The 25,376-nt window shown below is 70.4% G+C and carries 12 protein-coding genes; 5 read left to right on the top strand and 7 right to left on the bottom strand.

Annotated features, from left to right (window positions below; translation table 11 throughout):
* Positions 1 to 214: 214 nt before the first annotated feature.
* Positions 215 to 1,699 (top strand): MFS transporter, encoded by a 1,485-nt coding sequence (locus ACGFNI_RS17905; protein ID WP_393684802.1) that lies wholly within the window; start codon positions 215 to 217, stop codon positions 1,697 to 1,699.
* Positions 1,696 to 2,256, top strand: a complete 561-nt coding sequence (locus ACGFNI_RS17900) for a TetR family transcriptional regulator (protein ID WP_393684800.1) — start codon at positions 1,696 to 1,698, stop codon at positions 2,254 to 2,256. Before ACGFNI_RS17905 ends, ACGFNI_RS17900 begins: the two co-directional genes overlap by 4 nt.
* Positions 2,257 to 2,326: 70 nt before the next feature.
* On the opposite strand, the gene ACGFNI_RS17895 is transcribed toward ACGFNI_RS17900, so the two are convergent.
* Positions 2,327 to 3,556, bottom strand: coding sequence for an MFS transporter (locus ACGFNI_RS17895; RefSeq protein WP_393684798.1), 1,230 nt, complete (start codon positions 3,554 to 3,556; stop codon positions 2,327 to 2,329).
* Between the two features lie 90 nt (positions 3,557 to 3,646).
* On the opposite strand from ACGFNI_RS17895, the gene ACGFNI_RS17890 reads away from it, so the two are divergent.
* Entirely contained in the window at positions 3,647 to 4,348 is a 702-nt protein-coding gene (locus tag ACGFNI_RS17890; RefSeq protein ID WP_393684797.1) for a FadR/GntR family transcriptional regulator, read from the top strand.
* 58 nt (positions 4,349 to 4,406) lie between these two features.
* On the opposite strand, the gene ACGFNI_RS17885 is transcribed toward ACGFNI_RS17890, so the two are convergent.
* The 3 genes from ACGFNI_RS17885 to ACGFNI_RS17875 form a co-directional block, all read right to left on the bottom strand.
* A complete protein-coding gene (locus ACGFNI_RS17885; RefSeq protein WP_393684796.1) occupies positions 4,407 to 4,844 on the bottom strand; it encodes a hypothetical protein in 438 nt (145 codons plus the stop codon).
* A complete protein-coding gene (locus tag ACGFNI_RS17880) occupies positions 4,844 to 11,371 on the bottom strand; it encodes an RHS repeat-associated core domain-containing protein (RefSeq protein ID WP_393685225.1) in 6,528 nt (2,175 codons plus the stop codon). Before ACGFNI_RS17880 ends, ACGFNI_RS17885 begins: the two co-directional genes overlap by 1 nt.
* A gap of 311 nt (positions 11,372 to 11,682) precedes the next feature.
* Entirely contained in the window at positions 11,683 to 15,903 is a 4,221-nt protein-coding gene (locus tag ACGFNI_RS17875) for a LamG-like jellyroll fold domain-containing protein (RefSeq protein WP_393684794.1), read from the bottom strand.
* A 963-nt stretch (positions 15,904 to 16,866) separates the two neighbouring features.
* Here ACGFNI_RS17875 and ACGFNI_RS17870 point away from each other — a divergent pair.
* Entirely contained in the window at positions 16,867 to 18,702 is a 1,836-nt protein-coding gene (locus tag ACGFNI_RS17870; RefSeq protein ID WP_393684793.1) for a lytic murein transglycosylase, read from the top strand.
* A 340-nt stretch (positions 18,703 to 19,042) separates the two neighbouring features.
* Positions 19,043 to 20,494 carry an argininosuccinate synthase gene (gene argG, locus ACGFNI_RS17865; RefSeq protein ID WP_393684792.1) on the top strand — a complete coding sequence of 484 codons (1,452 nt, stop codon included), beginning with the start codon at positions 19,043 to 19,045 and terminating at the stop codon, positions 20,492 to 20,494.
* Positions 20,495 to 20,641: 147 nt separating this feature from the next.
* Here argG and ACGFNI_RS17860 read toward each other — a convergent pair whose 3' ends face one another.
* The 3 genes from ACGFNI_RS17860 to ACGFNI_RS17850 form a co-directional block, all read right to left on the bottom strand.
* Positions 20,642 to 22,051 (bottom strand): cytochrome P450, encoded by a 1,410-nt coding sequence (locus ACGFNI_RS17860; protein ID WP_393684790.1) that lies wholly within the window; start codon positions 22,049 to 22,051, stop codon positions 20,642 to 20,644.
* Positions 22,052 to 22,322: 271 nt separating this feature from the next.
* A complete protein-coding gene (locus ACGFNI_RS17855) occupies positions 22,323 to 23,669 on the bottom strand; it encodes a cytochrome P450 (RefSeq protein ID WP_393684788.1) in 1,347 nt (448 codons plus the stop codon).
* A gap of 604 nt (positions 23,670 to 24,273) precedes the next feature.
* Positions 24,274 to 25,326, bottom strand: coding sequence for a polysaccharide deacetylase family protein (locus ACGFNI_RS17850; protein ID WP_393684786.1), 1,053 nt, complete (start codon positions 25,324 to 25,326; stop codon positions 24,274 to 24,276).
* Positions 25,327 to 25,376 lie beyond the last annotated feature (50 nt).

Raw genomic sequence — 25,376 nt, 5'->3', positions numbered from 1 at the left:
ACACGAGGACGTCAACCGGGGCGGCGCATCGCTGCCTCGCGCCCGTCCGCGAGAGCCCGGACCCGTACGGCCCGGCGCCAGGAAAAGACTCCGGCGCCGGGCCGTTCGCGTGCGCAGGGGAGGCGACCGGGGCGGGCGGGAGGCCGGTACCCGGACGGCCACCGGCACTGTGTCATCATGTGAAGACATCGGTTGATGACAAGTTGGGGTGGCCATGCGGCACATACGCACTTCGTCCTCGGGCGAGCACCGGGCACTGGTCCCGGTGCTGGTCTGTCTGGGCATGCTGGTCGCGATCGTCAGCAGCCTCGGCGCCCCGCTGATCCCGACGATCGCCGACGTCGACCACGTCTCGGTGACCACCGCGCAGTGGTCGCTCACCGTGACGATGCTGATGGGCGCCGTCGCCACCCCGGCGATGGGGCGCCTCGGTGACGGTCCGCACCGACGGAAGGTGATCATCGGCGGGCTGGCCACGGTGCTGGTGGGCAGCCTGCTGGCGGCACTGCCGCTGGGCTTCGGCTTCCTGCTCACGGGACGGGCGCTCCAAGGCGTCGGAATGGGGCTCGTGCCCCTCGCCATCGCCACCGCCCGCGATGCCCTGCCGCCCGATCGGGCGCGGTCGGCGCTGGCGACGCTGTCGCTCACGACCGTGGCCGGAGTCGGACTCGGCTACCCCCTCACCGGGCTGCTCGCGCAGTACTTCGGGATGTACGCCGGATTCTGGTTCGCGGTGATCGCCGCCGCCGCGGCGCTGATCGCCGCCGCCCTCGTGCTGCCCGAGCCCCCACGGCGTCCGGCACACCCGATGGACGTGCCGGGCGCGGTGCTGCTCACTGTCGGGATGACGGCGCTGCTGTTCGCCCTCACCGAGGGCGAGCGCTGGGGCTGGACGTCGGTCCGGCTGCTCGCCCTGGCCGCGGTGGCGGTTCTGCTGCTGATCGGGTGGGTGATCCACGAACTGCGCGCGCCGCACCCTCTGGTCGATGTGCGGCTGGTCCGCGACCGTACGGTCCTCATGGCCGACTTCACCACCATGATCGGCGGCATCGGGACGTATCTGCTGATCTCGCTGGTGACCCGCTACCTGCAGACGCCGCGGAGCGCAGGCTACGGCTTCGGGTCGAGCGTGGTCGTCACCGGGCTGGTCCTGGTGCCGTTCTCGGTGGCCAGCCTGGTGTCCGGACGGCTGGTGCGGCTCCTGGCGCGCAGGAATCCGCTGACCCGGCTGCTGCCGCTGGGCTGCCTGCTCTCCCTCGCGGCCATGCTGTGCTTCGTGTTCGCCCGCGGGAGCATGTGGGGGGTGTGCGTGACCATGGCCGTGGCCGGGCTCGGCGTCGGCTTCAACTTCGCCGTGACACCCGCCCTCATCGTGGGCGCGGTGCCCGCGCACGAGACCGGCAGCGCGATGAGCTTCAATCAAGTCGTGAAGTACATCGGTTACTCGGCAGGAAGCGCGCTCAGCGCCGTGATCCTCCAGGCCCACACCGCCCCCGGGCAGACCCTGCCGTCGAACGACGGCTACCGCACCGCCGGCCTGCTCGGCTGCGCCGTGTGGCTGCTCACGGCGCTGGTGAGCGTCGCGCTGATCCGGCAAGGCACCCGTCGCCCGCGGTCCGCGGGCCCCCACGAGCCGGCCGGCGACCCCGCGCCGGGCCACGACGAGAGCACGCCGCGGAGCACCGGGGCGCAGCGGTGAGCGGGGGTACGCAACGCCGCCGCCACGACTCGGCACGCAGCCGCGAACTGCTGCTGACGGCGGCCAGCGAACTCTTCGCCGAGCGCGGCTTCGACCGTACGACGATCCGCGACATCGGCGAACGCGCCGGAGTGGACCCGGCGTTGATCGCCCGCTACTTCGGCAGCAAGACCCTGCTGTACGTCGCCGCCCTGGAGGCCGAGCAGGGCGCCGCGCCCCCGGCCGACCTGCTCGAACCCGAGCGGCTGCGCGAGATCTTCGCACGGGCCGACCGCCGCGGCCCCGTCCCGCTGGCCCAGGTCGCCGTGCAGCGGCTGACCGACCCCGCCGCACAGGACGCCGCACGCGCTGCGCTGCACGCCCGGCTGGTGGATCCGCTGCGCGACCGCTTCGTCAGGGAAGGTCTCGACCGGCCGCAGCTACGGGCCGAGATCATGGTGGCGGCCGTCATCGGAGTCATGCTCGGACGCCACTCGGGCGCCTTCGACGAACTGACCCGAGCCGACCCCGACGACCTCGTCCCGCTGCTGCGGAGCGCGCTCACCGAGGAGGACTGACCTCGGCGGGCGGCGGGCCGCCCCTGGCACCGCCCGCCGCACAGCGAAAGGACACCCACCGCCGGCCGCCTCAGTCGCGCACCACCCGCGCCGAGGTCAGCGAGAGCCCGACGAGCAGTTGCCCGGCGGCGAGCACCAGCAGCACGGCCAGCGGCATCGTCCAGGCGCCGGTCGCGGAGTGCACAAGACCGATGCCGAAGGGGCCGGCCGAGGCCAGGAGATAGCCGGTGCTCTGGGAGAACGTCGACAGCGCCGCGGTCTCCTGCGGGCTGCGACCACTGGTACCGATGATGGCCAGGACCAGAGGGAAGGCCCCCAGCCCGAGGCCGGTCAGCACGGCCCAGAGCGCGGGCAGGGCCAGCGGCGCGCACAGCAGACCCACGTAACCGGCCATCAACGAGACCCCGACGATGCAGAAGGCGAGCCGCAGTCGCCCCGCGGTCCGGGTGAGCGGCATCAGGGCGAACGTGGACGGAACTCCGACGAGCAGGGCCAGGCCCAGCATGACCCCGGCCCGGTCGGGGCTCATGCCGTGGTCCGTCAGGACGGTCGGGAGCCAGCCGATGACCGCGTAGCTGCTGAGGGACTGCAGGGCGAAGAACGCGGTCACGAGCAGGCCGAACCGGGTACGTCCGGCGGTCAGGGCCGAGACCGCACCGCTGCCGGCGCGGTGCGTCGCGGCCTTCCAGGAACCCGGCCGCAGTGCCCACACCAGGAGGGCCGGCAGGGCGGGCAGTGCCCAGGCGGCCAGCCCCAGGGACGGCCGGCCCGCCGCGTCCGCGACGGGCACCGCAACCGCCGCGGCGAGGGCCGATCCGAGAGCCATCGTGGTCGTGTACACCCCGGTCAGCAGCGCGACCCGGTCCGGGAAGTGCGTCTTGACCACGGCCGGCAGCAGGACGTTGCACAGCGCCAGCCCGGCCGAGCCCAGCAGCGTGCCGGCCAGCAGTGCCCACGTCTGGGGCACCGCGCGGACCGCGAGCCCGCCGCCCAGCGCGGTCAGCGCCATGAGGACGGCGGGCTCGGTCCCCACACGGCGGGCCAGCATCGCGCCGGTTGCGCCCACGGCCGCGAAGCACAGGGTCGGCAGGGCCGGTATCAGGGAGGCGACGAGCGGGTCGAAGCCCAGCTGGGACCTGAGCTGTTCCAGCAGCGCGGAGCAACTGCTGATGGCCAGCCGGAGATTGAAGGCGATCAGCACGATTCCGGCGGCGGTCAGCCAGGCGGCCCGCGAGCGGGAGGTGACGGGCCGGGCGGGGACGGCGGGCGAAGGAGTCGGAGGGCGGTGCGTCAACGGCATGCGAGTAAACATAAAACGTCTGACCTTTAACGTCCAATCTTTACGGCTAGAATGGCCGTGAGCCCTCTTACCCGGTCAGGAAGGACCTCCGTGACTCTCGCCTCCGCACGCCGCTCGGTACTGGTCGACGACGTCATCCAGCGGCTGCGTGCCGAGATCACCTCGGGACGGTGGCCGGTAGGAGGCCGCATCCCGACCGAGACGGCACTCATCGAACAGCTCGGCATCGCCCGCGGCACCCTGCGCGAGGCAACCCGCGCCCTGATCCACGCCGGCCTCCTCCAGGCGCGACAGGGCGACGGCACCTACGTGCGTGCCACCAGCGAACTGTCCGGCGCCATCCAGCGCCTCGACAGCGAACTGAGCGACGTACTCGAAGTCCGCGAGGCCCTCGACGCCCAGGCCGCCCGCCTGGCCGCCACCCGCATCACTCCCGGGGAACTCACCCGCCTCGGCGACCTGCTCACCCAGCGCGCCACCGCCTGGCAGCACCGCGACCGCGACGCATGGATCCAGGCCGACCACGCCTTCCACCAGGGCGTCGCCACCAGCAGCGGCAACGCTCTGCTCGACAACCTCTACACCGCTCTCGGACCGCCGCTGCGCCGCTCGATGACTGCCCACTGGGACGAGCACGGATTCAACGGCGCGGACCACCGGGGCCACGAAGAACTCCTCGACGCCCTGCGCGCGGGCGACGCCGCCCACGCCGCCCGCAGCGCCACCGCCAACATCGACGCCACCGACGCATGGCGCGGCACCACGCCGGCTCCGCCGTCCGGCAAGAGCTGAACAGAGATGTGGGCCCCTTTCCTTGAGGAAAGGGGCCCACGTTCCAGTGCGGACTATGTCACCGGAGTAGTGCGTCAGGCACGGCGTTGCCGTTCCCGATCAGCATCTTCGCCGTTTTCTCCCGGGTCTTTTCCCGCATGAAGGGGATGGCCCTCTGGAGGAACATTTCCTCTTCCAGGAGTGCCTCCAGGACCTGGAAGTAGACGGGTCCGGTGAGGGCGTGGGTCGAGCTGCGTACCAGGAGGTCTGCGAACTCGAAGCACCTGCCCATGAGTTCCGCGTCGGGTGACGTCCTTGCGAGTTCCGGCAGCACGACCGGCTCCATGAACGCCTCCTGAAGGAGTGCGAAGGTGTCGTACTGGGCGGCTTCGCTGGTGACGGCCTTGTCCGCGGGCATCTCGTACAGCTCGGCGATGTGTTCCGCGGTTTCCGGCACCATGCGTAGCAGCAGTGCGGGAACCTCCAGTGGGTCGAGGTCGCTCATTGTGTTTCCCATCAGGCGCAGTTTCCGGACGAGGGGTCGCAGATGGATCCGCCGCCTCCGCCGCCGTTGTCCTCAGGGTAATAGGGGTCCTGGCCCTTGGAGACGCCGAGCGGGTCGAATGCGTCCTTGAACAGTTCCCAGCTACCTCGTTTCCACCCGTAATCCCTGATGTAGCCGGGTGCCTGGGCGGCCGATGCCACGCCGCCCGCGATGCCGAACGACTTGGCGAATCCGCGCAGGCGGGTGGGCTCGCCGACCGGCTGGGGGCCCTTGTGCTGGGTCGGCTCGAACTTCTGGCCCGTGAGGTCCTTGACCGCCGACGTCTTGATGACGTCGTCGACGTTCTTCTTGATCGCGTCCTTCATGCCCGCATCCTGCTTCACCGTCCTCGCCACCTTTCCGGTGATATCGCGGGAGTTGAGCGCGTTCCAGAGTTCCTTCGCCTCGGACTTGGCGACCGCGAGGTCGTGATCATTGAGAAGGTTGTCCATTCCCTTGCCCGTCTCCCGGGCCTTTCGGTCCTTCTCCAGGATCGACGACATGTTCTTCAGAGCGCCCCACCCCTTCTGAATGTGCCACTCGTCCTTGTTGTCGAGGCGCTTCCCGTTGTTGAACTCGTAGATGATGGCGGTCGCGGCCTTTCCGTCGCCCATGACCGTCTTCGCCTGGGGCTTGGCGTAGATGTTCTTCAGGCCCTTGGCCAGGTTCCGGTTGCTGACCGTCGGGATCGACGCCCTCGACCGTGAGGCGCCGGGGTTCGCGTTCGGGGTCTTGTACGCCTTCTTGATCGCGCCGATCGAGTCCATGACGCTGTTCATGAACTGGTTGAAGAACCACCCGAAGAACTTCCCGCTCGGGTCCGCATACACCAGCGGGTTGTTGTTCCCGTAGGTGTAGCCGTGCATCTGCTGGGCGTCCGAGGTGTCCATCACCGGGTCGACGGAGATGAACCGGCCCGTGTCCGGGTCGTATTCGCGGGCGCCGAGGTGGGTGAGTCCTGTGCCCTTCGTCTCGTCGGTGCCGCCGACGAAGCCCTTGGTGCCGGGCCAGGACTTCGGCGCCTGCCCGCGGGTGCCGCCGAAGGGCAGCACCCGGCGCTGGCTGAGGGTCAAGTCGCGTGCCGCGACGGCCAGCAGGCCGGTGCCGTGGTGGTCGCCGATGGTGAAGGAGAAGGAGCCGTCGTCCGAGCGCACGGCCTGGTGGCCGCTGCCCAGGTCGAAGTAGCGGGTGGCCTTCGTCTTGGCCGCGCCCTTGTCCAGGGTGACCTCGGTGTGGCCGAGGTGCAGCGTGGTCCGCTCACCCGTGCGGGAGAGCAGGCGCTGGCCGTCGGCGTCGTACAGGTACTCGGTGACCTTGTCGGGCTTGCCCGCGACCGGCTCGGTCACCTTGCTGAGGTTGCCCTCCGCGTCCCAGGCCAGCTTCTGGTCGCCGCGCCCGGTGGTGTTGCCGGTCTTGTCGTAGGTGTAGCCGGTCTTCTGCGTGCCGGCCGGGCCGTCCGTGGTGACCGAGGTCAGCGTGTGGGCCTGCGGGGTGCCGGGCTCGGGGTAGGTGTAGGCGCGCTTGACGTCCTTCTTGCTGTCGCCGCCCGTGTCGTGGCGGGTCTCCGAGAGGCGGTTGCCGACCTTGTCGTAGCTGTACGAGTGCCAGTACGGTGCCGGGCCGCCGACGGCGCCGGCGGACGGGGACTCTCCGCAGGTCTTGTCGCCCTGCGTCCACGCCTCGGTCAGCCGCCGCAGGTGGTCGTAGCGGAAGCACTGGTTGTCGGTGCCGGTGCGCGAGGCGTCCTTGACCGACAGGACGTTGCCCGCCTCGTCGTACGCGTAGTCGGCCTGCTGGTCGACGCCCTGCTGCTCCTCGCGGTCCACGCGGGTGGTGGCCAGGCGCTGGGTGCCCCACTCGTAGGTGTTGGTGACCCAGGTCTTCTTGCCGCCGTCCGTCAGGCCCAGTTCGTGCTGGAGCGGCTTGCCGGTGTGGCTGAACTTGGTGGACGCCGTCATGCCCTGCCCGTAGACGGACGTCGGGCGCAGCGTGTCCGCCTCGTAGCCGTAGTTGACCGAGCCGCCGGGCAGCGAGCCCGCCGCCGAGTAGCTGACCGAGGCGACCTTGCCCGACGGCCGGTATGCGGTGCCGGTCTGGTAGGTGCCGGCGAGCGCGCCATCGGACTTCGGGATCACGACCGCGGTCCGCGCGGGACGGTAGAGACGGTCGTAGCCCGCGACCTTGGTCGTGTACTTCGCGTCGCCCACGTAGCGGGTGGACTCGGCGAGCTGCCCCTTCGCGCCGGGGATGGTGTCGTACGTCCAGCTCAGGCGCACCTTGCCGGTGTCCGAGCCCTCGCGGACCTCGGTCTTGCGTCCGCTGTCGTCGTAGACGTTGACCAGGGTGACGCCGCGGGCGTCGGTGCTGGAGACCAGCTGGTTGTGGTCGTCGTACGTGCTGGTCGTGGTGCCCTTGTCCGGGTCGCGCGACTCGACCGTGCGGCCCATCTGGTCGTAGCCGGTGGTCCAGCTGTTGCCCGCCGGGTCCGTCACCTTCGACGGCAGGCCCGATGGCGTGTAGGTGTACCTGGTGCTGTCGTACGGAGCGTCGGCCTTCCGCTCGTGGTGCCTGCGCAGCTCCACCGTGTTGCCGCGGACGTCCGTGAGCGTGGTGGTGGCGGTGTCGCCGGCCGGCGGGACGACCGTGGTCCGGTCGCCGTGGTAACTGGTCGTGGTGGTGTTCAGGACCTTGCCGCCGTCACCGTTCCCGGCGATCATCTGCACCTGCACCGGGCGGCCCCGGCCGTCGTGCGTGGTGCGGGTCTGCGACTCAACGGACAGCGCGTCGGCCGGCTTGAACAGCTCGGTGACGGGCTTGCCGTCCACGTAGTAGTCCGCGAACGTCTTGGCGACCAGGCCGCGTTCGTCGTAGAAGACGTCGGAGACGAGACGGCCGCCGTCCGGGCCGGGGGCCTGGGACTGCCGCTCCCTCAGGAAGCCGTCGTAGAGCTTGTACGAGGTGACCTGACCGCCGTTGTTGTCGAGCAGCTTGGTGGCGACGGCCACCGGCTTGCCCTCGGTGACGGTGTAGGCGAACTCGTACGTCGGCGTGCCGGACGCCTTGCGGTCGGCGAGCCACACCTTGGTGGAGCGGCCGAGCGCGTCGTAGGCGAACTGCGTCTCCTTGCCGTTGGTGTCCGTCTCCTTGAGCACGTTTCCGCGCAGCGGGTCCAGCTGCGACGTGGTCGTCTGCACGGTCTTGGCGTCGCCGCGCTTGGCCGGCGGCGAGGTGGTCCTGGACTGCGTGGGCAGACCCGCGGCCGGGGTGTAGGCGGTGGTGGTGGTGCGTCCGTCGGCGCGCTTGGTGCGCACCGGGGCACTGTCGCCGGTGGCGGTGACGTCGGCCGTGAGGTCGGTCGTCGTCAGCTCGCGGCCGTAGTCGTCGAAGGTCGTACCGGCCTCCAGGTAGGTGGCCTTGGCGCCGTCGTGGCTCTTGAGCGTCGCGGACGCGGTGGCGTCGCCCTTCGTCGGCTCGGCACCGTAGGCGCCGCCGTCGTAGGCCGTGCGGACGTCGCTGATGACGTCCTTCTTACGGTCAGCCGTGCCGCCGCAGGACGTGGCGACCGTCTCCACGCGCGAGGGCAGCTGGAGGATGTTCTTGTCGGTGTTGGTGGCGTACGTGGTGCGGGTGCACCTGTCGTCCGCGTCGTCCGTGGCGTCGCCGCGGTCGTCGACGGATGTGACGCGCCCGGCCACCTTGTCGTACGTCGTGAAGGTGGACGCCGTGCGCCACTTGGCGCCCGCGCCGTCGTCGAGTGACGTCCACGCCTGGGTCGCCGATGTGCCGGTGAAGTTCGCGGTGACGGTGCCCCAGTCGCGTACCTTTTTGGCGGTCTCGTGGTGCCAGGGGCGGTTGACCGTCTTGCCGACGACCTTGCCGCCCGCCTTGTCGAACTGGACGCTCTTGTACGGGAAGCCCGCCGCCGCCGCGTCGTCGGTGATCGCGGAGCCCTCACCGTCGCCGAGGGACACGCTCACGCTCTTGGTGCCGCCCGATGTGTCCTTGCGGTCGCCGTTCATGCCGCGCAGGAAGTAGGTGTCCTCCTGCGACTTCAGGGCCGAGGCGCCGCCCTGGCCACCGGTCCTGACCCGGACGTGGCCGTAGCCGCGCCACTGCGACCAGGTCCTGTGCTTCTCCTTGGTCAGGCCGTCGTCGTCGTTGTAGTGCCAGGCCGCGCCGTCCAGGTAGTCGTAGCCGGTGACCTGGTCGGGGGAGCCGCCGGTGCGGTCGGTCGCCACCACGGAGGTGACGACGTACTTGTTGAACCACTGCCGCACCGGGTCGTTCTTCGCGTCGCCGCCGATGTACTGCGGGAAGCAGCGCGTGGTGTTCGACTGCGGCGACGGCAGCTTCGCCGCGTCGCAGGCGGGCGCCGAGTAGGTGGCGTCGATCTGGCCGCCGGACTCGTCGGCGACCGTGGACAGGCGGGACTTGATGAACGGCGCGAAGCCGTCACCGGTCTTGTCCATGCGGTTGGCGAGCTGCGTGTACGCGAAGGTGGTCTTCGGCAGCGTGATCGCCGGGCTCTCGGTGTGCCCCGTGTGCTGGACGCTGTCGAGCAGCAGCTGGTAGTCCGTGTCGGCCATGCCCCAGCGGTGGCCGAGCTTCCAGGAGTCGACCTTGCCGTAGGTGCCGTCGGTCTTGAGCGCCTCGGTGGTGACGTCGGTCAGGCGCTTACGGGTCCAGAAGGACGGCGCCAGACGGGCGGAGTCGCACTTGGAGCCCGCCTTGCAGTTGAGGTCCCAGGGCGTGTCGTACCAGTGGAAGGACTGCTTGTCGATGGTGTCAGCCGCGCAGGTGACGCCGTCCTTCGGCAGGCACCGCTCGGCGTTGCCGAAGATGACGCGCCCCTGCGGCTTGGTGCCGTACATGGACGAGGACTTCAGGCCGTAGTCGATCCGCTTGAGGTAGCCGCCGCGGGTGTACGGGGTGTCGTCCTCGGCCTTGAGGTTGCGGCCGTAGTGGTTGGTCTCCTTGCCGTAGTGGTAGGAGATCGCGTTGCCGTGGGTGTCGACGACGTAGTCGAGGTTCCACCGCCATGCCTGCTGGCACCAGGACTTGGCGTAGCTGTCGGCGTGGCAGGGCTCACCGGAGTTGTTGCCGAAGACCGGCACGGTCCAGGTGGAGTCCGTGGTCTCCTTGCCGTCCTGCCAGCCCGGCAGGCGGTGGTAGCCGAAGTAGTAGCGGGTGCCGTCCGGGTCGGTCACCCGCCAGTACTCGCCGTCGTTGTCGCCGTTGCCGCGGTTGGCGGACTTCAGCCGCTTGACCTTGGTGCCGTCGTCCTGCTGGAGCTTGAACTCGTCGTCGCCGGTGGGAACCAGCTCGCCGCCCTTGCCGTTGAACGACACGAAGGCGTTGTCGTACTTCCAGCAGAGGTCGCCCGGCTTGCTGCCGTCGGCGTTCTTCTGCCCGTCCTCGGCACACGACTTGTAGCGGCGCTCGATGAAACCGGGGGAGAGGTCGAAGCCGTCGCCGACCCAGGACGCCTGGTTGTTGGTCTCGCCGGTGCGCCCGTCGATGGCGCCGGAGTTGTAGCTCAGGCCGACGTCGGGGGTGAGGCCGCCGGGGACCTCGGGCACGGGCATGTCGTAGGACCAGGTGAAGTCACCGGTGTTGAGGTTGGTCTGCCAGGCGGCCGACGGCGACAGCGGCGTGGCCTTGTAGTCGCCCTTCTCGCCCTTGGCGTCGGCCGCGGCGGCGAGGACGGTGGCCCGGCCCGCGCGCAGCGAGACCGCCTTCGCGGTCAGGGTCTGCCGGTCGGTGTCGTTCGTCGCGGCGACCGGGGTGCCGGTGCGGCACTCGGTCTTGCCGGGACTGGTGAGGACGCAGTCCGGCAGCTCGATCAGCTGGAGGCGCGAGGCGAAGTCGCCGCCGAACGCGCCCGCGAAGTCCGCGTAGTCGACGGTGACGGAGACGTCGCCGGCCGGGGCCGCGGACCTGGCACCGGGCCCGGCGCCTGAACCGGTCCTGGACTCGCCCTTGTCATCCTTGGACTCGGTCCCCGGCTCGTCGGCGGTCGTGAGCGCGCTGCGTACGGCGGCGCTGCGGGCCGCGGTCTTCGGCTTGCCCTTGCCGTCCTTACCGCCCTCGTCGCCCTTGTGGCTCTCGTCGCCCGCGTCGCTCTTCGGCGCGAGCGTGAACAACAGGCCGTCCACACCGGCACGTTCGGAGTGGCCGCGGTCCAGGACCTTGGCCTCCACCGTGCCGTCGAGCGCGTCCTTGCTCTTGGCGGCGGGGGCGAGCCCGACGGGCAGGTCACCGGCGGAATCGGAGCGCTTGGCGGACTTCCCGGACAGGTCGACCGTGGCCGATTCCGGCTCGGGCCAGTCGGCCTTCGGGGCCTTCGCGGGGGTGAGCGGGCCCGAACTGAGCTTGCGGGGCCGGACGTTGACGCCGTCCTGACCCGGCACGGGCTTGTCCGTGTGCGGCAGGCCCGGCCGGTCGTTGCCCGCAGCGGCGGCCGGGAGGGCTGACACGCCCTGGATCAGGCCGCCGACCATGAGGAACGACAAGGCCAGCGCGACACGTTTATGTACCGCTTTATGTACTGAGCCTGCACCGCGAGGCGGTGCGGATATGGGATGCATGGGACTTTCCGTCCATCGCTGAGAGGCACCACGCCAGGACGGTGTGGTGCGAGGGGTGGATGGGGTGATGTCGGCGAGGCCGACGGACACCGGTGCGGTACGCCCGAGAGGTCAGACGCACCGCACCGGAACACGGCCGGTCGTGGGATCCGGAGGTCCAGGCCGTGTCGCCGAAGTCCCGCCGGGGTCGCCTCCAGGCAACGGCGGGACTTCGACGAGACGGCCTAGGAGCCGGACCCGGCCGGCACCTCGGTCGGCACGTCGAACCACGAGCCGGCGAGTTCCTCGATCTGGCTGTCGTTCAGGGCGCCCTGGAAGACCCAGACGTCGTCGACGGAGCCGCCGAAGTACTCGCTCCAGGCGCCGTCCTTCCGCACCCGTCCGACCTGCAGGGCGTCGTTCGCCTTGAAGCTGATGACGTTCTCGCCCGTGGAGGCCCGGTCCTCGCAGGAACCGTCACCGTCCGCGCAGGAGACCTCCTGCAGAATCCCGTTGACGTACAGCCGCGCCTGCTTGGCGAAGCCGTCGTAGACCACGGCCAGGTGGTTCCACTCGCGCACGTCGTAGAACTCGGTGTTCGTCACCCGCTCGTACGCCGCCGGCGAACCGTCCTTGTCCGGCATCGCCAGCTCCCAACGCCCGGTCGCCTCGGGGTCCTTGGGGTCGGGCACGAAGCGCACCGTGAACGCGCTCTGCTTCGATCCCGCCGCGCTCACCACGGACACCCCGCTCTCCGGCATCGAGGCGGCCTGCGCCCACGCGGTCGCCGTGAAGCTGGTGCCGGTGTCGACGGGCACCCCGGAGGTGGCGGCGTAGCCGCTGGAGCCGTTGAGCACCAGGCCGTTGTCGCCCATGTACGCGCCCTCGGCACCCACGTCGGCGCCGCCGCCCAGGGTCATCCGGTGACCCCACTCGGAGTCGTCGGGCGTGGTGGCCGCGGCGCCCGTGTCCGCCGCGTCGAACTTCCAGCGGCCCTTGACCAGCGGTCGCTGCTGGAACAGCTGCCTGGCCTCCTCGGCCGAGACGGGCCGGTCGTAGAGACGGACCTCGTCGATCTCACCGGGGAAGAAGGACCCGGGCTTGCCGCTGTAGTTGCCCGCACCGATGTACATCGACTGGTCGGCGTAGAACGCCCCGCCGAGCTTGGCCGAGCCGGCCGCCTGCCCGTTGATGTACAGGGTCAGGGTCTCGGCGACGGTGTCGTGCACGCCGGTCAGGTGGACCCACTCGCCGACCGTCGCCGTGCCGCCCTTCGGGCCCATCGCACGGATGATGCCCGCTCCCGCCTTGTCCTGCGCGTACTGGTTGAACACCCAGCGGTCGAGGTCCTTGGAGTAGTACAGCTCGAAGCCCGGCCGCTCCTTGCCCGCCTGCGCGGCGATGACCGCCGCGCCGCCCGGCTTCTTGTCGAGCTTGGCCCAGGCGGAGACCGTGAAGCTGCGTGAGGTGTTCACGTGCGGGCCGCTGGTCCGGCCGATCTGCGCGTAGCCGTCGGTGCCGTTGAACGCGGCGGCGTTGCCCGTCACGCCCTTGCGGCCCGGGGTGACGCCCCCGTGGAACGTCGCGGGCAGCACGTCACCGTGGCCCTCGACCGCGGTCGCCGGCTCCGGCTCGTCGAGCGGGAAGACCGCGATCGCCGGGCGCCCGGGGTCACCGATCTGCTGGAGATCGTGCAGCTTGGCGACCTCGTTCGCGGAGATCCGCTTGTCGAAGATCTGGACGTCGTCGATGGCGCCGGGGAAGAACGCGCCGGGCTTGCCGTCGTACGAGCCCGCGCCGAACTGGAGGCCGCGCCGGGCGTTCCAGGGCTTGGGCAGGTCGGCCCCGCCCGCAGGCTTGCCGTCGACATACAGATCGAGGCGCTTGGCGACGCCGTCGAATGAGCCGACCAGATGCGTCCACTCACCGACCTGCACGCCGCCCGGCTTGTCCGCCATGGCCCGCACGATCTTCGCGTCGGGGCTGTCGGACGTGTACTGGTTGAACACCCAGCGGTCGAGGTCCTTGGAGTAGTAGATCTCGAACCCCGGGCGGTGGTTGCCCGGCTGCGTCACGGCGATGGCCGCGCCGTCCGGCTTCCTGTCCAGCTTCACCCACGTCGAGACGGTGAAACCGCGGTCGGTGTCCACCACCGGGATGTCGGTGTCGGCATAGCCGCTGGCGCCGTCGAAGTGCAGCGCGGTGCCCTTCTTGCCGGGTGCGCCGGCCTGCGCCCCGCCGTGCAGAGCGGCCGTGCGCGCCGGAGTCGAGCCCTTCGCCTCGGTGGCGCCTGCGCCCTCGTCCAGCTGCCAGGTGGCGCGCTCGGGCTGTCCTGCCTTCACGCGGTACTGGTAGGTGCGGATCTCCGAGGCGTTGCCCGCCTTGTCGAGGGCCTGCGCGGTGACGAAGTTCAGGCCCGGCTTACCGGGCAGCACCTTCGCGGTCCTGGCCTCCCCGCCGGACGTGGACAGCTCGTTCTTGGCGCTCGGGTCCGCGTTGACGCCGTACCGGTAGCGGGTGACGTCCGTGGACGACGACTTCAGCCCGAAGCTGCCGTACTGGCCCACGCCGTCGAACCACGGGTCGTCCGGGTTCTCCGGATCGGATGCCGGATACTCGCCCGACGAGACCGTCGGCGCCTTCGGCACGCTCGTGTCGTACACGAAGTAGCAGCCGGTCGGATCGCCCGCGGTCGACCACGGCGAGTACTGCGCGCCGTCATAGGACCGCACCAGCCAGTGGACCTGCTTGTTCGCCGGGACCGACTGCGGCAGGCCGATGGAGAAGTTCGATCCGGACTTCTTCGCCGCGGTGCGGGCCGGATTCCAGCGCGGGATCAGGCCCTTGCCGTCGCCCGCGTCCCACTTGGCCTGGAACTGCACCGACACGCTGTCCTTGTCGGGGTCGGTGACGTTGTTGGCGTAGATCTTGCCGAGCGTGCGCACCCGCGGCGCGGACGCGGGCTTCTTGCAAACGCCGCCGTACTCCATCGTCAGCTGGGACATCTTGATCTGCGAGGGCGGACGGTTGTACTTGACGCGCAGGAACGCCTTGTCGGAGAACCGCTTCCAGCCGTACTTGTCGCCCTCGGACGTGGCCTTCATACCGAAGGTCATGTTCGGCCACTTCTTGTCGGCGGCCTCCTGCACCGCGGACTTGACGTTGAACTCCGCGTCCCTGGCCCCGCAGCCGGAGTAGCCGTAGGCGAACGACTCCGTCGCCAGCTTCTTGATCCAGTACCCGGAGGCGTTCTGCGAGTTCCAGGTGGTCTTGTTGTTGATCCCCTTGGTCCGCCACAACTGCACCTCGCGCTTCGAGCACGACGGCGCGTGCACATTGCGTACCACGAACTCCGCGGACAGGATCGACTTGCCCGCGAACTTCGAGGTCGGTATCTGGTAGAAGAGCCGCTTCGTGTCGTACGGAGCGCAGTAGCTCCAGCCGCAGTAGCCCATGCCCGCGTCGTGCTTGCCGTTGAACTTCCACTGCGGGGAGCCGGCCCAGTACTTGGAGGCCATGGTCCAGGTCGACGCGCGCGGCGAGTACCACTGCGGGTCGATGAAGACCGGGTAGTGCGTGTCCTTGCCCTTGAGCACGTCCTGGTCCGGCTTGAGGACCATGGAGTCGCCCTGGGAGGGGAGGTCCACGTCGACGGGGGCGAGCTTGCCGGATTCGCCCGCGCCGGGCTCGTGGCCGCCGGTGCCGTCTTCCGCGGTGACGGCCGAAGCGGTGACGGCGGCGCGCTTCTGCCGTGCACCGGCGGGTGCCTCGCCTGAGCCGTCGCCTTCACCGGACACATCGGAGCCGGCCGCCGCACCGCCGGAGCTGGAGTCCCACATCATCGGCTTGGGCGCCTCGAAGACGACGCCCTTGGCGCCCTTGTCGCTGGCCTCCAGGCCGCCGTCCGCCGTCTCGCGGGTGTCCAGACCCTCGGTACGCAGCTTCAGCTTCAGCTCGGCCAGCTCCGAACTCGCCGCCGCCTTCGCGGACTTGACCACGAGGAGCTGCGAGAAGCCGTCCTCCTGGGCGCCCATCCGCAGGTCGACCCCGTCGAGCACGTCGCGGTACGTGGCCGTGGCGCCGTTCAGCTCGGGCGCGGGGAGCTTCCCCGGCCAGGACAGCGCGAGCGCACGCCCCGCCTTCGTCATGCGCACCAGCGGACGGTCGTCCCCGCCGCCGGAGAACGCGATCCCCGTCGTCGTTACCTTCGGCGCGACCGTGCCGTCGGAGGTCTTCGCCAGGTCCGTGTCGACCGGCTTCCATTCGCCGCCCACCCGCGCCCGCACCGGACGCAGATACTCGCGGGCCTCCAAGTCCCCCTCGGGTGTGGCGAATACGTCGCTGCTCTCACTGCGCAGCGACGCGATCTCCACGCTCTCGCCGGTCCGCTTGGCCTTGGCACGCGCCTCCTCCTCGGACAGCGGCGCGTGCGATGAACCGGTCCGCGTCTCCTGATCCGCCGTCATGGCCGTTGTGGCCGCTGCTTCTGCCGCAGGCAACGACCCCAAAGCCAGCACACCGCTCAACGTGAGAACGACAGCTCCTCCGGCAACGCCCCTGACGCGACGCACGCGCGTTCGCGCCCCCATCGCCACACCCCACTCCAAAGATGAAAATTTCCTGAAAACAACAGCCAGAACGTAATCGCCGATCTTGGGTACATGTCAAACCGACTTAAGGCATAAAAACGCCCATGTGGTGTCAAGTATGGGTGAGGAACCTCATAGCCCCATATGGTTGTGCGGGCGACTGAACCAATCCCATAACTGATCAGTCACATGGGCATCTCCGGGCCTCCGGATTCCGGCGGGTGACGGGGTGTGGGCTCGCCGGGAGGGCCGGCTCGCGGCAGACCGAAAGCCTTACGGCCCCGAATCCACCGCCGCGCCGGAAGAACCCGCCACGCATGACACGGACTCAATGACGTGGATCTGCACGGGTGTTGAAATGCCGAGCCGGACGATTTTCCTGCTGGAGGCATCGCTTGAACCCGGAATCCGACGACCGGGTTTCTCCCGACCGCCCGCAACACCTTGTGTCGCTCGGGATTCCATCCGGTGATACGTTCTTGCACGCACTTACCGGGTATTGCCCCGAGATGTGAGGCCGGGCCGCTGTCGCCGCATCCGCCTCCACCAGGGCATTCGCCGAGGAACCCCACAGCCCGTGACCGGCGTTCACCGCTGGAGAGACGCGGATGCGCCGTCACCGAACGGAGACGCGCGCCGCGTCGGATTCAGTGCCGTCCGAACCCGGCTGACGTGCCGTCCGCCCCTCATACGCACCAGAAAGGAAACCGCGCCGCACCAGCAGGCCCGTAGCGTGGACAACGGGAACCCCAGGTGAATTCCGAACCTCGCCCCGCGCCATCGTCTTTCCCCCGCACTTTCCCAGCTCTCTCGCCTCTCCTTGACTCAAGGATCACCTTCGTGAAGCCGCTGCTCACCCTGTCGTCCTCCTTTTCCACACTGCTCGCCCGCCGCGTGCGCCAGAGCCTGTGCGCCTGCGCGCTGGCCGCCGGCCTCACCGCCGCCTCCGCGATCAGCCCGGTTCGGGTCACCGGCCCGACGAGCGCCGACGCCAACGGCGCCCGGCCCGGCGCCGGCGCGCAGCAGGCCCGGCCCCGCGGCGTCCCCGACCTCGAACTGCCGGGGCCCACGGGCGAGAGCCGGGACGGCGCCAAGGAAAAGCCGCAGGAGGAGGGGAAGCCCGAGGGGGTCTCCGAGGGGAGCACCGGCATACCCGCCACCGCCCTGGACGCCTACAAGAAGGCCGAGCGGACGCTGAGCGGCGCCCGGCCGTCCTGCCACCTGCCCTGGCAACTCGTCGCCGGAATAGGCCGCGTCGAGTCCGTGCACGCCTCCGGCTACGGCCTGCGCACCGATGGCTCCACCGCCGATCCGATCCGCGGCCCGCGCCTGGACGGGAAGCAATTCGCGCTCATACGTGACACCGACCACGGCCGCTGGGACGGGGACGCCGAGTTCGACCGGGCCATCGGCCCGCTGCAGTTCATCCCCTCCACCTGGGCCACCTGGGGAGCCGACGGCAACGGCGACGGCGTGACCGACCCCAACAACCTCTACGACGCCGCCCTCGCCACCGGCCACTACCTGTGTGCCGGCGGGCGCGACCTCAATCGTCCGGCCGACCTCGACAAGGCCGTCCTCAGCTACAACAACTCCCGCGCCTACGTGAACACCGTGCGGGAGTGGATGCGCACCTACCAGGGCAAGGTCACCACGACGCCGGACGACGCACCCGTCGCCCCGCACCACCCCGACCCGCGGGAAGACCGCACCCCGTCCACCGGCCATCCGCCGCGCCCCGCCCGCCACCAGCCCGCCGCACACACCGCGGCCGAGCGGGCCCGTACGCCGGGCGCTACGGCAACACGACGCCCCACCAAGCCCGTTACCCCGTCCAAGCCGACGGGCAAGCCCGCCGAGAAGCCCGCGACGGAGCCCGACCCTGCACCGGACCGCCCCGCCGGCGGCACCGACCACCGCTCGGTCACCCGGCTGGTACGCATCGGAGACGCGGACCTCGGCCACCGGACGGACGGCGAACGGTTCGCACGACGGCCGCAGGTGCGTGCCATCGACGCACACGGGCACACCGTGCCGCACGCCAAGGTGACCTACCGCATCACCGGAACCGCCGCGGCGTACTTCCCCGGCCGCACCACGACCGTGGCCCTCACGACGGACCGGCGCGGCATCGCCACGGCGCCCACCATCCAGGCGGGCGACCGGCCGGGCCACGTCACCGTCACCGCCTCGACCCCCGGGAAGCCCGGCCCCCGATCCACCACCTTCACCGCGACCGTCCGGCAGGCGCCCGCGCCCGTCCCCGACCGCCTGGAACTCCTCACCACGGAGCCCTTGCACGCCCTCACCGACAGCCGGTTCCCCGAACCCCTGCGGATCCGCGCGACGGATCACGGCACGCCCACCCCCGGCGTACGCCTCACCGCAACGGTGCTCCACCGCACGGAAGACGCCGACGAGCGCACCGAGCAGCCCCCGCAGGCGAGCACCTACGGCCCCTACTTCAAGGACGAGCACGGCGAGCACGACGAGCACGGCGACCCCGTCCGCACCCGCACCCGCCTCCTCGACGCCACCGACACCGCCGGCCGCCTCACCCTCCCGCAGCTCTTCACCGACAACCGCCCCGGCACGTACACGCTCCGCCTGACCACGCCGCAGGGAGCCACCCTGGACATCCCGCTCACCGTCGACGCAACAGCCGCGCGCTCCTGAACGCGCCCGCCCAGGCCCACGCACCGCTCGAAAGGGACGCTGTACGCATGGACGATCCCGATCGTCACCCTGTGCGTCCTGGCCGGGCTCTGCTGGCTGTCGGCCTGGCCACTGCTCAGGAATCGCTTCTTCGCCGGCGGATGGGTCCAAATCCTCTTCGGCGCGGGCCTGCTGCTGGTGTGGGCAGCGGCGGGAATGCTTCCCTGAGCGCGGACGCGGGCGTGGGGGAGGGCCGCTTTCCCCCGGGAAGCGGGGGCGGCTTCGCCCCGGGAAGCGCGAGACGTGGACCTGAAGACCCTCCGCAGTTGCATGAGCATGCATTCGCGCGCATACTCTTCCTATGTCTAAGGTTCTTACCTCCCTCCCCACCGGCGAGCGCGTCGGCATTGCCTTCTCCGGTGGCCTCGACACCTCCGTCGCGGTCGCGTGGATGCGCGACAAGGGTGCCGTCCCGTGCACCTACACCGCCGACATCGGCCAGTACGACGAGCCCGACATCGCGTCGGTGCCCGGCCGTGCGACGGCGTACGGCGCCGAGATCGCGCGGCTGGTCGACTGCCGCGCCGCGCTGGTCGAGGAGGGCCTTGCCGCGCTCACGTGCGGCGCGTTCCACATCCGCTCGGGCGGGCGCTCCTACTTCAACACGACGCCGCTCGGCCGTGCCGTCACCGGCACCCTGCTGGTCCGGGCGATGCTTGAGGACGACGTACAGATCTGGGGCGACGGCTCGACGTTCAAGGGCAACGACATCGAGCGGTTCTACCGCTACGGTCTGCTTGCCAACCCGCACCTGCGCATCTACAAGCCGTGGCTCGACGCGGACTTCGTCTCCGAGCTGGGTGGCCGCAAGGAGATGTCGGAGTGGCTGCTCGCCCACGACCTCCCCTACCGCGACAGCACCGAGAAGGCGTACTCCACCGACGCCAACATCTGGGGTGCCACCCACGAGGCCAAGACCCTGGAGCACCTCGACACCGGCGTCGAGACCGTCGAGCCGATCATGGGCGTGCGGTTCTGGGACTCCGACGTCGAGATCGCCGCGGAGGACGTGACGGTCGGCTTCGACCAGGGCCGTCCGGTGACGATCAACGGCAAGGAGTTCGCCTCCCCGGTCGACCTGGTGATGGAGGCCAACGCCATCGGCGGCCGGCACGGCATGGGGATGTCCGACCAGATCGAGAACCGGGTGATCGAGGCCAAGAGCCGCGGCATCTACGAGGCCCCGGGCATGGCGCTGCTGCACGCCGTGTACGAGCGCCTGGTCAACGCGATCCACAACGAGGACACCCTCGCCCAGTACCACAACGAGGGCCGGCGGCTGGGCCGCCTCATGTACGAGGGCCGCTGGCTCGACCCGCAGGCGCTGATGATCCGCGAGTCCCTTCAGCGCTGGGTCAGCACGGCGGTCACCGGCGAGGTGACGCTGCGGCTGCGGCGCGGCGAGGACTACTCGATCATGAACACCACGGGTCCGATGTTCAGCTACCACCCGGACAAGCTGTCCATGGAGCGCACCGAGGACTCCGCGTTCGGCCCGGTGGACCGGATCGGTCAGCTCACCATGCGCAACCTCGACATCGCCGACTCCCGCGCCCGGCTGGAGCAGTACGCCGGTCTCGGCATCGTCGGCAACACCCACGAGACGCTCATCGGTGCCGCCCAGGCCGCATCGACCGGGCTGATCGGCGCGATGCCGCAGGGCGGCGCCGAGGTCATCGCCTCCCGCGGCAGTGCCGAGGGCGACGACGACCAGATGCTCGACCGCGCCGCGATGGAGTTCGGCACCGACTGACGCGGTGGTGCGGCGCTGACGATGCCCCGGGGGGCGGTCGTCAGCGCCGCTTTTTTGATTCCCGACGCCCTGAGCACGGCCCCCGAGCCGCAGGGCATGCGCGGTGGCACGGTGCCGTACCGGCCGCCCGCGGCGCGGGAGTTCAGCTCAGCGGCGCAGCAGCGAGCGCTTCCGGGTGCGGCTGTCGGGCTGCCGGTCGGTGGCGGCCTCCGGCGCCTGACTGTCCGTCGACGCGGCGGCGGCCGGTCGGCCGGTGCCCTTCCGTGCGGCCTGCTGGACCGCGGAGAACCGCACGGGCAGCTCCTCCAGACGCTGGGAGACCCACGCGGACTGCCAGCGCAACTCGCCCTGGGTGACGGTGAGTTCCAGCTCTTCCAGGCGCGTCAGCAGGGTCTCGATGCCGATTTCCGCGATAGCCATGCCGATGTCGCGTCCTGGGCACTCGTGAGGACCGGCGCCGAACGCCAGGTGTGCCTCGCTGTGCGGGACGGGCGTACCGGGCTCGCGGGCCGTGGGGTCCGCGTTGGCTGCTTCGATCCCGAGGACGATCATCTCGCCGGACGGAATCCGCTGCTCGCCCACGACCATGTCGCCGGCCGCCCAGCGGGTCGGCAGCAGGCCGATCGGCGGGTCGTCCCACAGCACCCGGTTCAGCGCTTCGGGCAGCGTCATCTGACCGCTGGTCAGGTTCCGGCTGAACTGACGCTGGGTCAGTATCTGCACCACGGTGTTGGCGATGAGCGCCACCGTCGGCGTGTAGCCGGCGACGAAGACCAGTCGCAGGTGCTCCACCACCTCGTCGTCGGTGAGGTGTGACTCGTGGGCGAGCAGCCGGCTGACGAAGTCGCGGCCACCGAACGTGGTCGAGACCGTCTGACCCGACTTCCTGCGCCGCAGCAACTCCTGCATGGTGCGGGTCACGAACGCGTTGCCTTCGGCGGCCCGTTCGCTGCCGCTGGTCAGGTCGCGCACCGCGTCCACGAGGGCCGGGCTCTCCTCCTCGGGCAGGCCGTACATCCAGGCCAGCACCAGGGCCGGGAGCTGCGCGGCGTACTCCGTCACCAGGTCGGCGGTGCGCCGGGAGGCGAAGTCGTCGATGAGGCGGTCGGCGTACCGGGTGATATAGCGGCGCAGGCTGTGGCGGTTGAAGTCCAGGCCGTCGATGACGGCGCTGCGCAGTCGCGCGAGCGGCTCGCCGTCCACGAAGGGGGCCAGCGGCTTGTACTCGGTCATCGGCCGCAGGGGCGAGTCCTCCGGAACCAGGCCCTGTTGGTAGACGCGGCCGTGTCGAGAGTCACAGACCGCCCGCGAGCTGCTCACGCTCACGTCCCGCACCGCGTTGTAGCCCAGGACCAGCCACGCCGGGATGTCGCCCGGCACCAGCACCGGCGCCACCTCGCCGTATTCCGCCCGCAGCCGTTCGAGCAAGGGGCCCAGGGGCTCGGCTTCGGGGCCGTAGATCCGTTGGCGGCCGTCGGCTGTGCCATGGGCGTGGGCGGGGCAGCCGGGAGGCGGCAGCGGGCCGGACGGGGAGGGGGAGTTGGGGTGATCGGTCATAAGGCGGCTCCGGACGGCGGTCGATTGTTCTTGCTGCGTCAGCCACCGCGGCCTCGGGCTCCGGCGTGGTCTGAGCCGTCGCCCGTGGAGTGGACCCGGGGGCTGGGACGCGTCACGCACTGCACGGGGCACAGGGCGTGACGATCAGCAGTGATCAGCAGCCTACCCCTCAACTCCGCGCCCGCTCGGCGGAGTCAGGAGGGGCAGGGCTGCCGTCCGGGGCGTCCCGCACGCGCGGCGTCGGCGCGTGGTGGCGGTCCGTCGGGCGTGGTCAGCGGCGGTGGACCGTCATGGGAATGCGGTCGGGCCTGGCGACGGCCGAAATCACCTGCTGGGGCGTGTGACCTTCGGCGGGCGTCAGCTGCCAGACCCGCAGGATCTCGGCCGCCGCGATCGTCGCCTCGGCGAGGGCGAACTGGTCGCCGATGCACTTGCGGTTGCCGCCGCCGAACGGCGTGAATTTACGCGAGTCCACCTCCGGGTCGAGCCAGCGGTCCGGGTTGAACCGGTGGGCGTCCGGGCCGAACAGGCGCGGGTCGCGGTGGATGGCGTACAGGCTGAAGGCGACCTCGGTGCCCGGGGGGAGCGTGGTGTCGCCGAGGGTCACGGGGTCGGTGTTGCGGCGCATGAGGAGGGTGACGCCGTGCAGGCGGATCACCTCGTCCAGGACCCGCCGCAGGACGGTCAGCCGGGGGACGTCCGCGATCGTCACCGGCCGGTCATCGCCGACGACCTCCCGCACCTGGGCCACCACCTGCTCGCCGAACACGGGGTGCTGGGCCAGGTAGTGCCATGCCCAGGCGAGCGTGGAGGCGGTGGTCTCCGCGCCGGCGAACAGCAGGGTGGCCACCTCGTCGCGGACCTGCACGTCGTCCAGGTCCTCCTCGCGCAGCAGTTGGGCGAGGAGATCGTCGTGGTCGTCCATGTGGCCGGTGGCGCGTGCGGTGGTGATGACCTCGTCGATGACGCCGCTCAGGTGCTGGGAGGCGCGGTCGAAGATCCGGTTGTAGCGGACCGGCAGCCGGTCCAGCATCTTCGGGGACGCCGCGCGCTTGAGGAGCATGTCCAGCAGGACCGGCAGTTCCGTGCGGATCGTCTCCACCGCGGGACGCCCGATCTCGGAGCCGAACAAGCTCATGGCGATGCTGTCGATCGCGTAGGAAGCCGCCGCCTCGTAGATGTCCACCTGCTGTCCTGGCTGCCAGGAATCCGACAGGGCACGCGCGTTGCGGCTCATGATCTCGGAGTAGCCCGCGATGCGTTCCTTGCTGAACATGGGCTGGATCAGCCGGCGGTTGCGGCGGTGCAGTTCCCCGTCAGCGGTGGAAAGCCCCTCGCCGGCCAAGCCCTTCAACCGCTGGAAGAATCTGCCCTTTTCGAACTTCCGGCCTTCCCGGACCAGTACCTCGTGCAGCCGCTCGTGCGTGGTCACCACGTAGACGGGCATCCAGCCCAGCCGGATACGGACCAGACCACGGTCATCGGCGTGGTCACGCAGCGACAGGAGGAAAGCGAACGGGTCGCGGTAGAGGGCCAGCGCATGACCGAGAAGCGGCATCGCGCCGGGCGCCTGGGGTATCGGAGGCGAACCGGCTGACTGGGCGGCGACGACGGACACAGGAATTCCTTTGCTGTAGTGCGGTGCGCCGCACCACATGGTGGGCGGACAAGATCAAGCCTGCCCACCACGCACCGAAAAGACGCGAACGGAAGCGCCGTTGTCCTTCCTGCCGTCGGCAAGACCCTGGCGCCCGACGGCACAGGGCACTCTCGCACACCCCCAAGCGGCACATCACCGCAGGTGGGGGCCGTTTTTTGGGCTTTCGCCGCAAGCGGTCCCGGCGCCCACCGCAAGGTGATCGTGCCCGCCATGGCGGTCGCCGCGCCGTCTTCGGCGGCCAGGCGGCGGGGATGGCCGCACCGCCCCTGCTGGGGGCGGTGCGGCCGACGCCGCCTCCTTCGAAGTCGCCTTCGGCGTCCTGGCGCTCGGCCCGGTGCTCACCATCGTGATGGCCCTCGCCACTCCGCAGGACACGGAGTCCTTCCTCGCGGCCACCCGGAAGCGCAAGCCCCGGGCCGATGCCCCCGTCCCCACGGAAAGGGAACTCTCGTGACAGTCCCGGGCCGTGGCAGCCCCGCTGGCGGCGTCGACGGGCACGCGGTCCGGCAGGCGCGGACCGGTGGGCCCGTCGGCGCCGCGGTCGACGGGGTGCGGCGGCCGGTCAGGGTGTCGCGGCGGTCATGAGCTCCTCCGCCCGGACGAAGCCGTAGCCGCGTTCGAGCAGGCCCTCGATCATCGCGGGCAGCGCCTCCGCGGTCTGTGAACGGTCCCCGCCGCCGTCGTGCAGCAGGATCACGGAGCCCGGCGCGGTCCGTTCCAGGACGAGGCGGGTGATGGTCGGGGCGCCGGGCAGCGCCCAGTCCAGCGGTTCGACGTCCCAGAGCGCCACCGGGTTGTCGCCCTCGGCGAGCCAGGACAGGACCTCCGGTGTGCGGGAGCCGTACGGCGGCCGGAACATCCGGGGGCCGTCGGTGCCCAGAGCGTTCCCAATGGCCTCGTCGGTGCGCTCAAGCTGTGCTCGCAGCTCGCCCCGGGTGAGGTCGGGCAGGAAGGGGTGGGACCAGGTGTGGTTGGCGACCTGGTGGCCGGCGTCGGCCATCCGGGCCAGTTCCTCGTGGTGGGCGAGGGCGTGCAGGCCGACGCAGAAGAAGGTCGCGGGCACGCCGTAGCGGTCCAGGACATCCAGGATCCGGCCGGTGTACGGGGGGTTGGGGCCGTCGTCGAAGGTCAGCGCGACCACCGGTCGCTCGCGTGAGCCGTGGCTCAGGCAGCGGCCGGCCCGGCTCAGGGCCTCGGTGGCGTCGGCGCTCTCGGCGATGCCTGCGTCGAGTTGCTCGGTACGCCCCGTCAGGGTGCCGGTCTCGATGTGCAGGCGGGCCAGGGCGGCCAGGTCGCGGACCGCGGCCAGGGCCAGTTGGCCGGCCGGCACCGAGCCGAACGCGGGCCGGCCGGGCAGGACCCAGGGATCGGCCCGGTACATCCGCAGGCCCGCGCTCATCAGTCCGCCGTCGAGCATTCCGTTGGTGCTCTCGATGACGTTCACGAGGTGTTCGCCCACTGCCGTGTAGGCGCGCTGACGGTCCAGCAGGTACGCGGTGACCTCTGCCACCTGGCCTGCGGGGAAGTGAGCGGCCGGTTCGGCCTCGACGCCGTCCTGGTCGAGGATCGAGACATCGAAGCCGGTGGCGGTCCAGGAGATTCCGGAGTAGCGCATGCAGTCCTTCCCCGTCGGGTGCGGCCGGAAGTGACCCCTTCCATTCAGGA

The organism is Streptomyces sp. NPDC048644 (assembly GCF_043199105.1).
Lineage (GTDB): Bacteria > Actinomycetota > Actinomycetes > Streptomycetales > Streptomycetaceae > Streptomyces.
The sequence above is the reverse complement of the archived record's forward strand: the minus strand, read 5'-3'. Positions and strand labels throughout refer to the sequence as shown.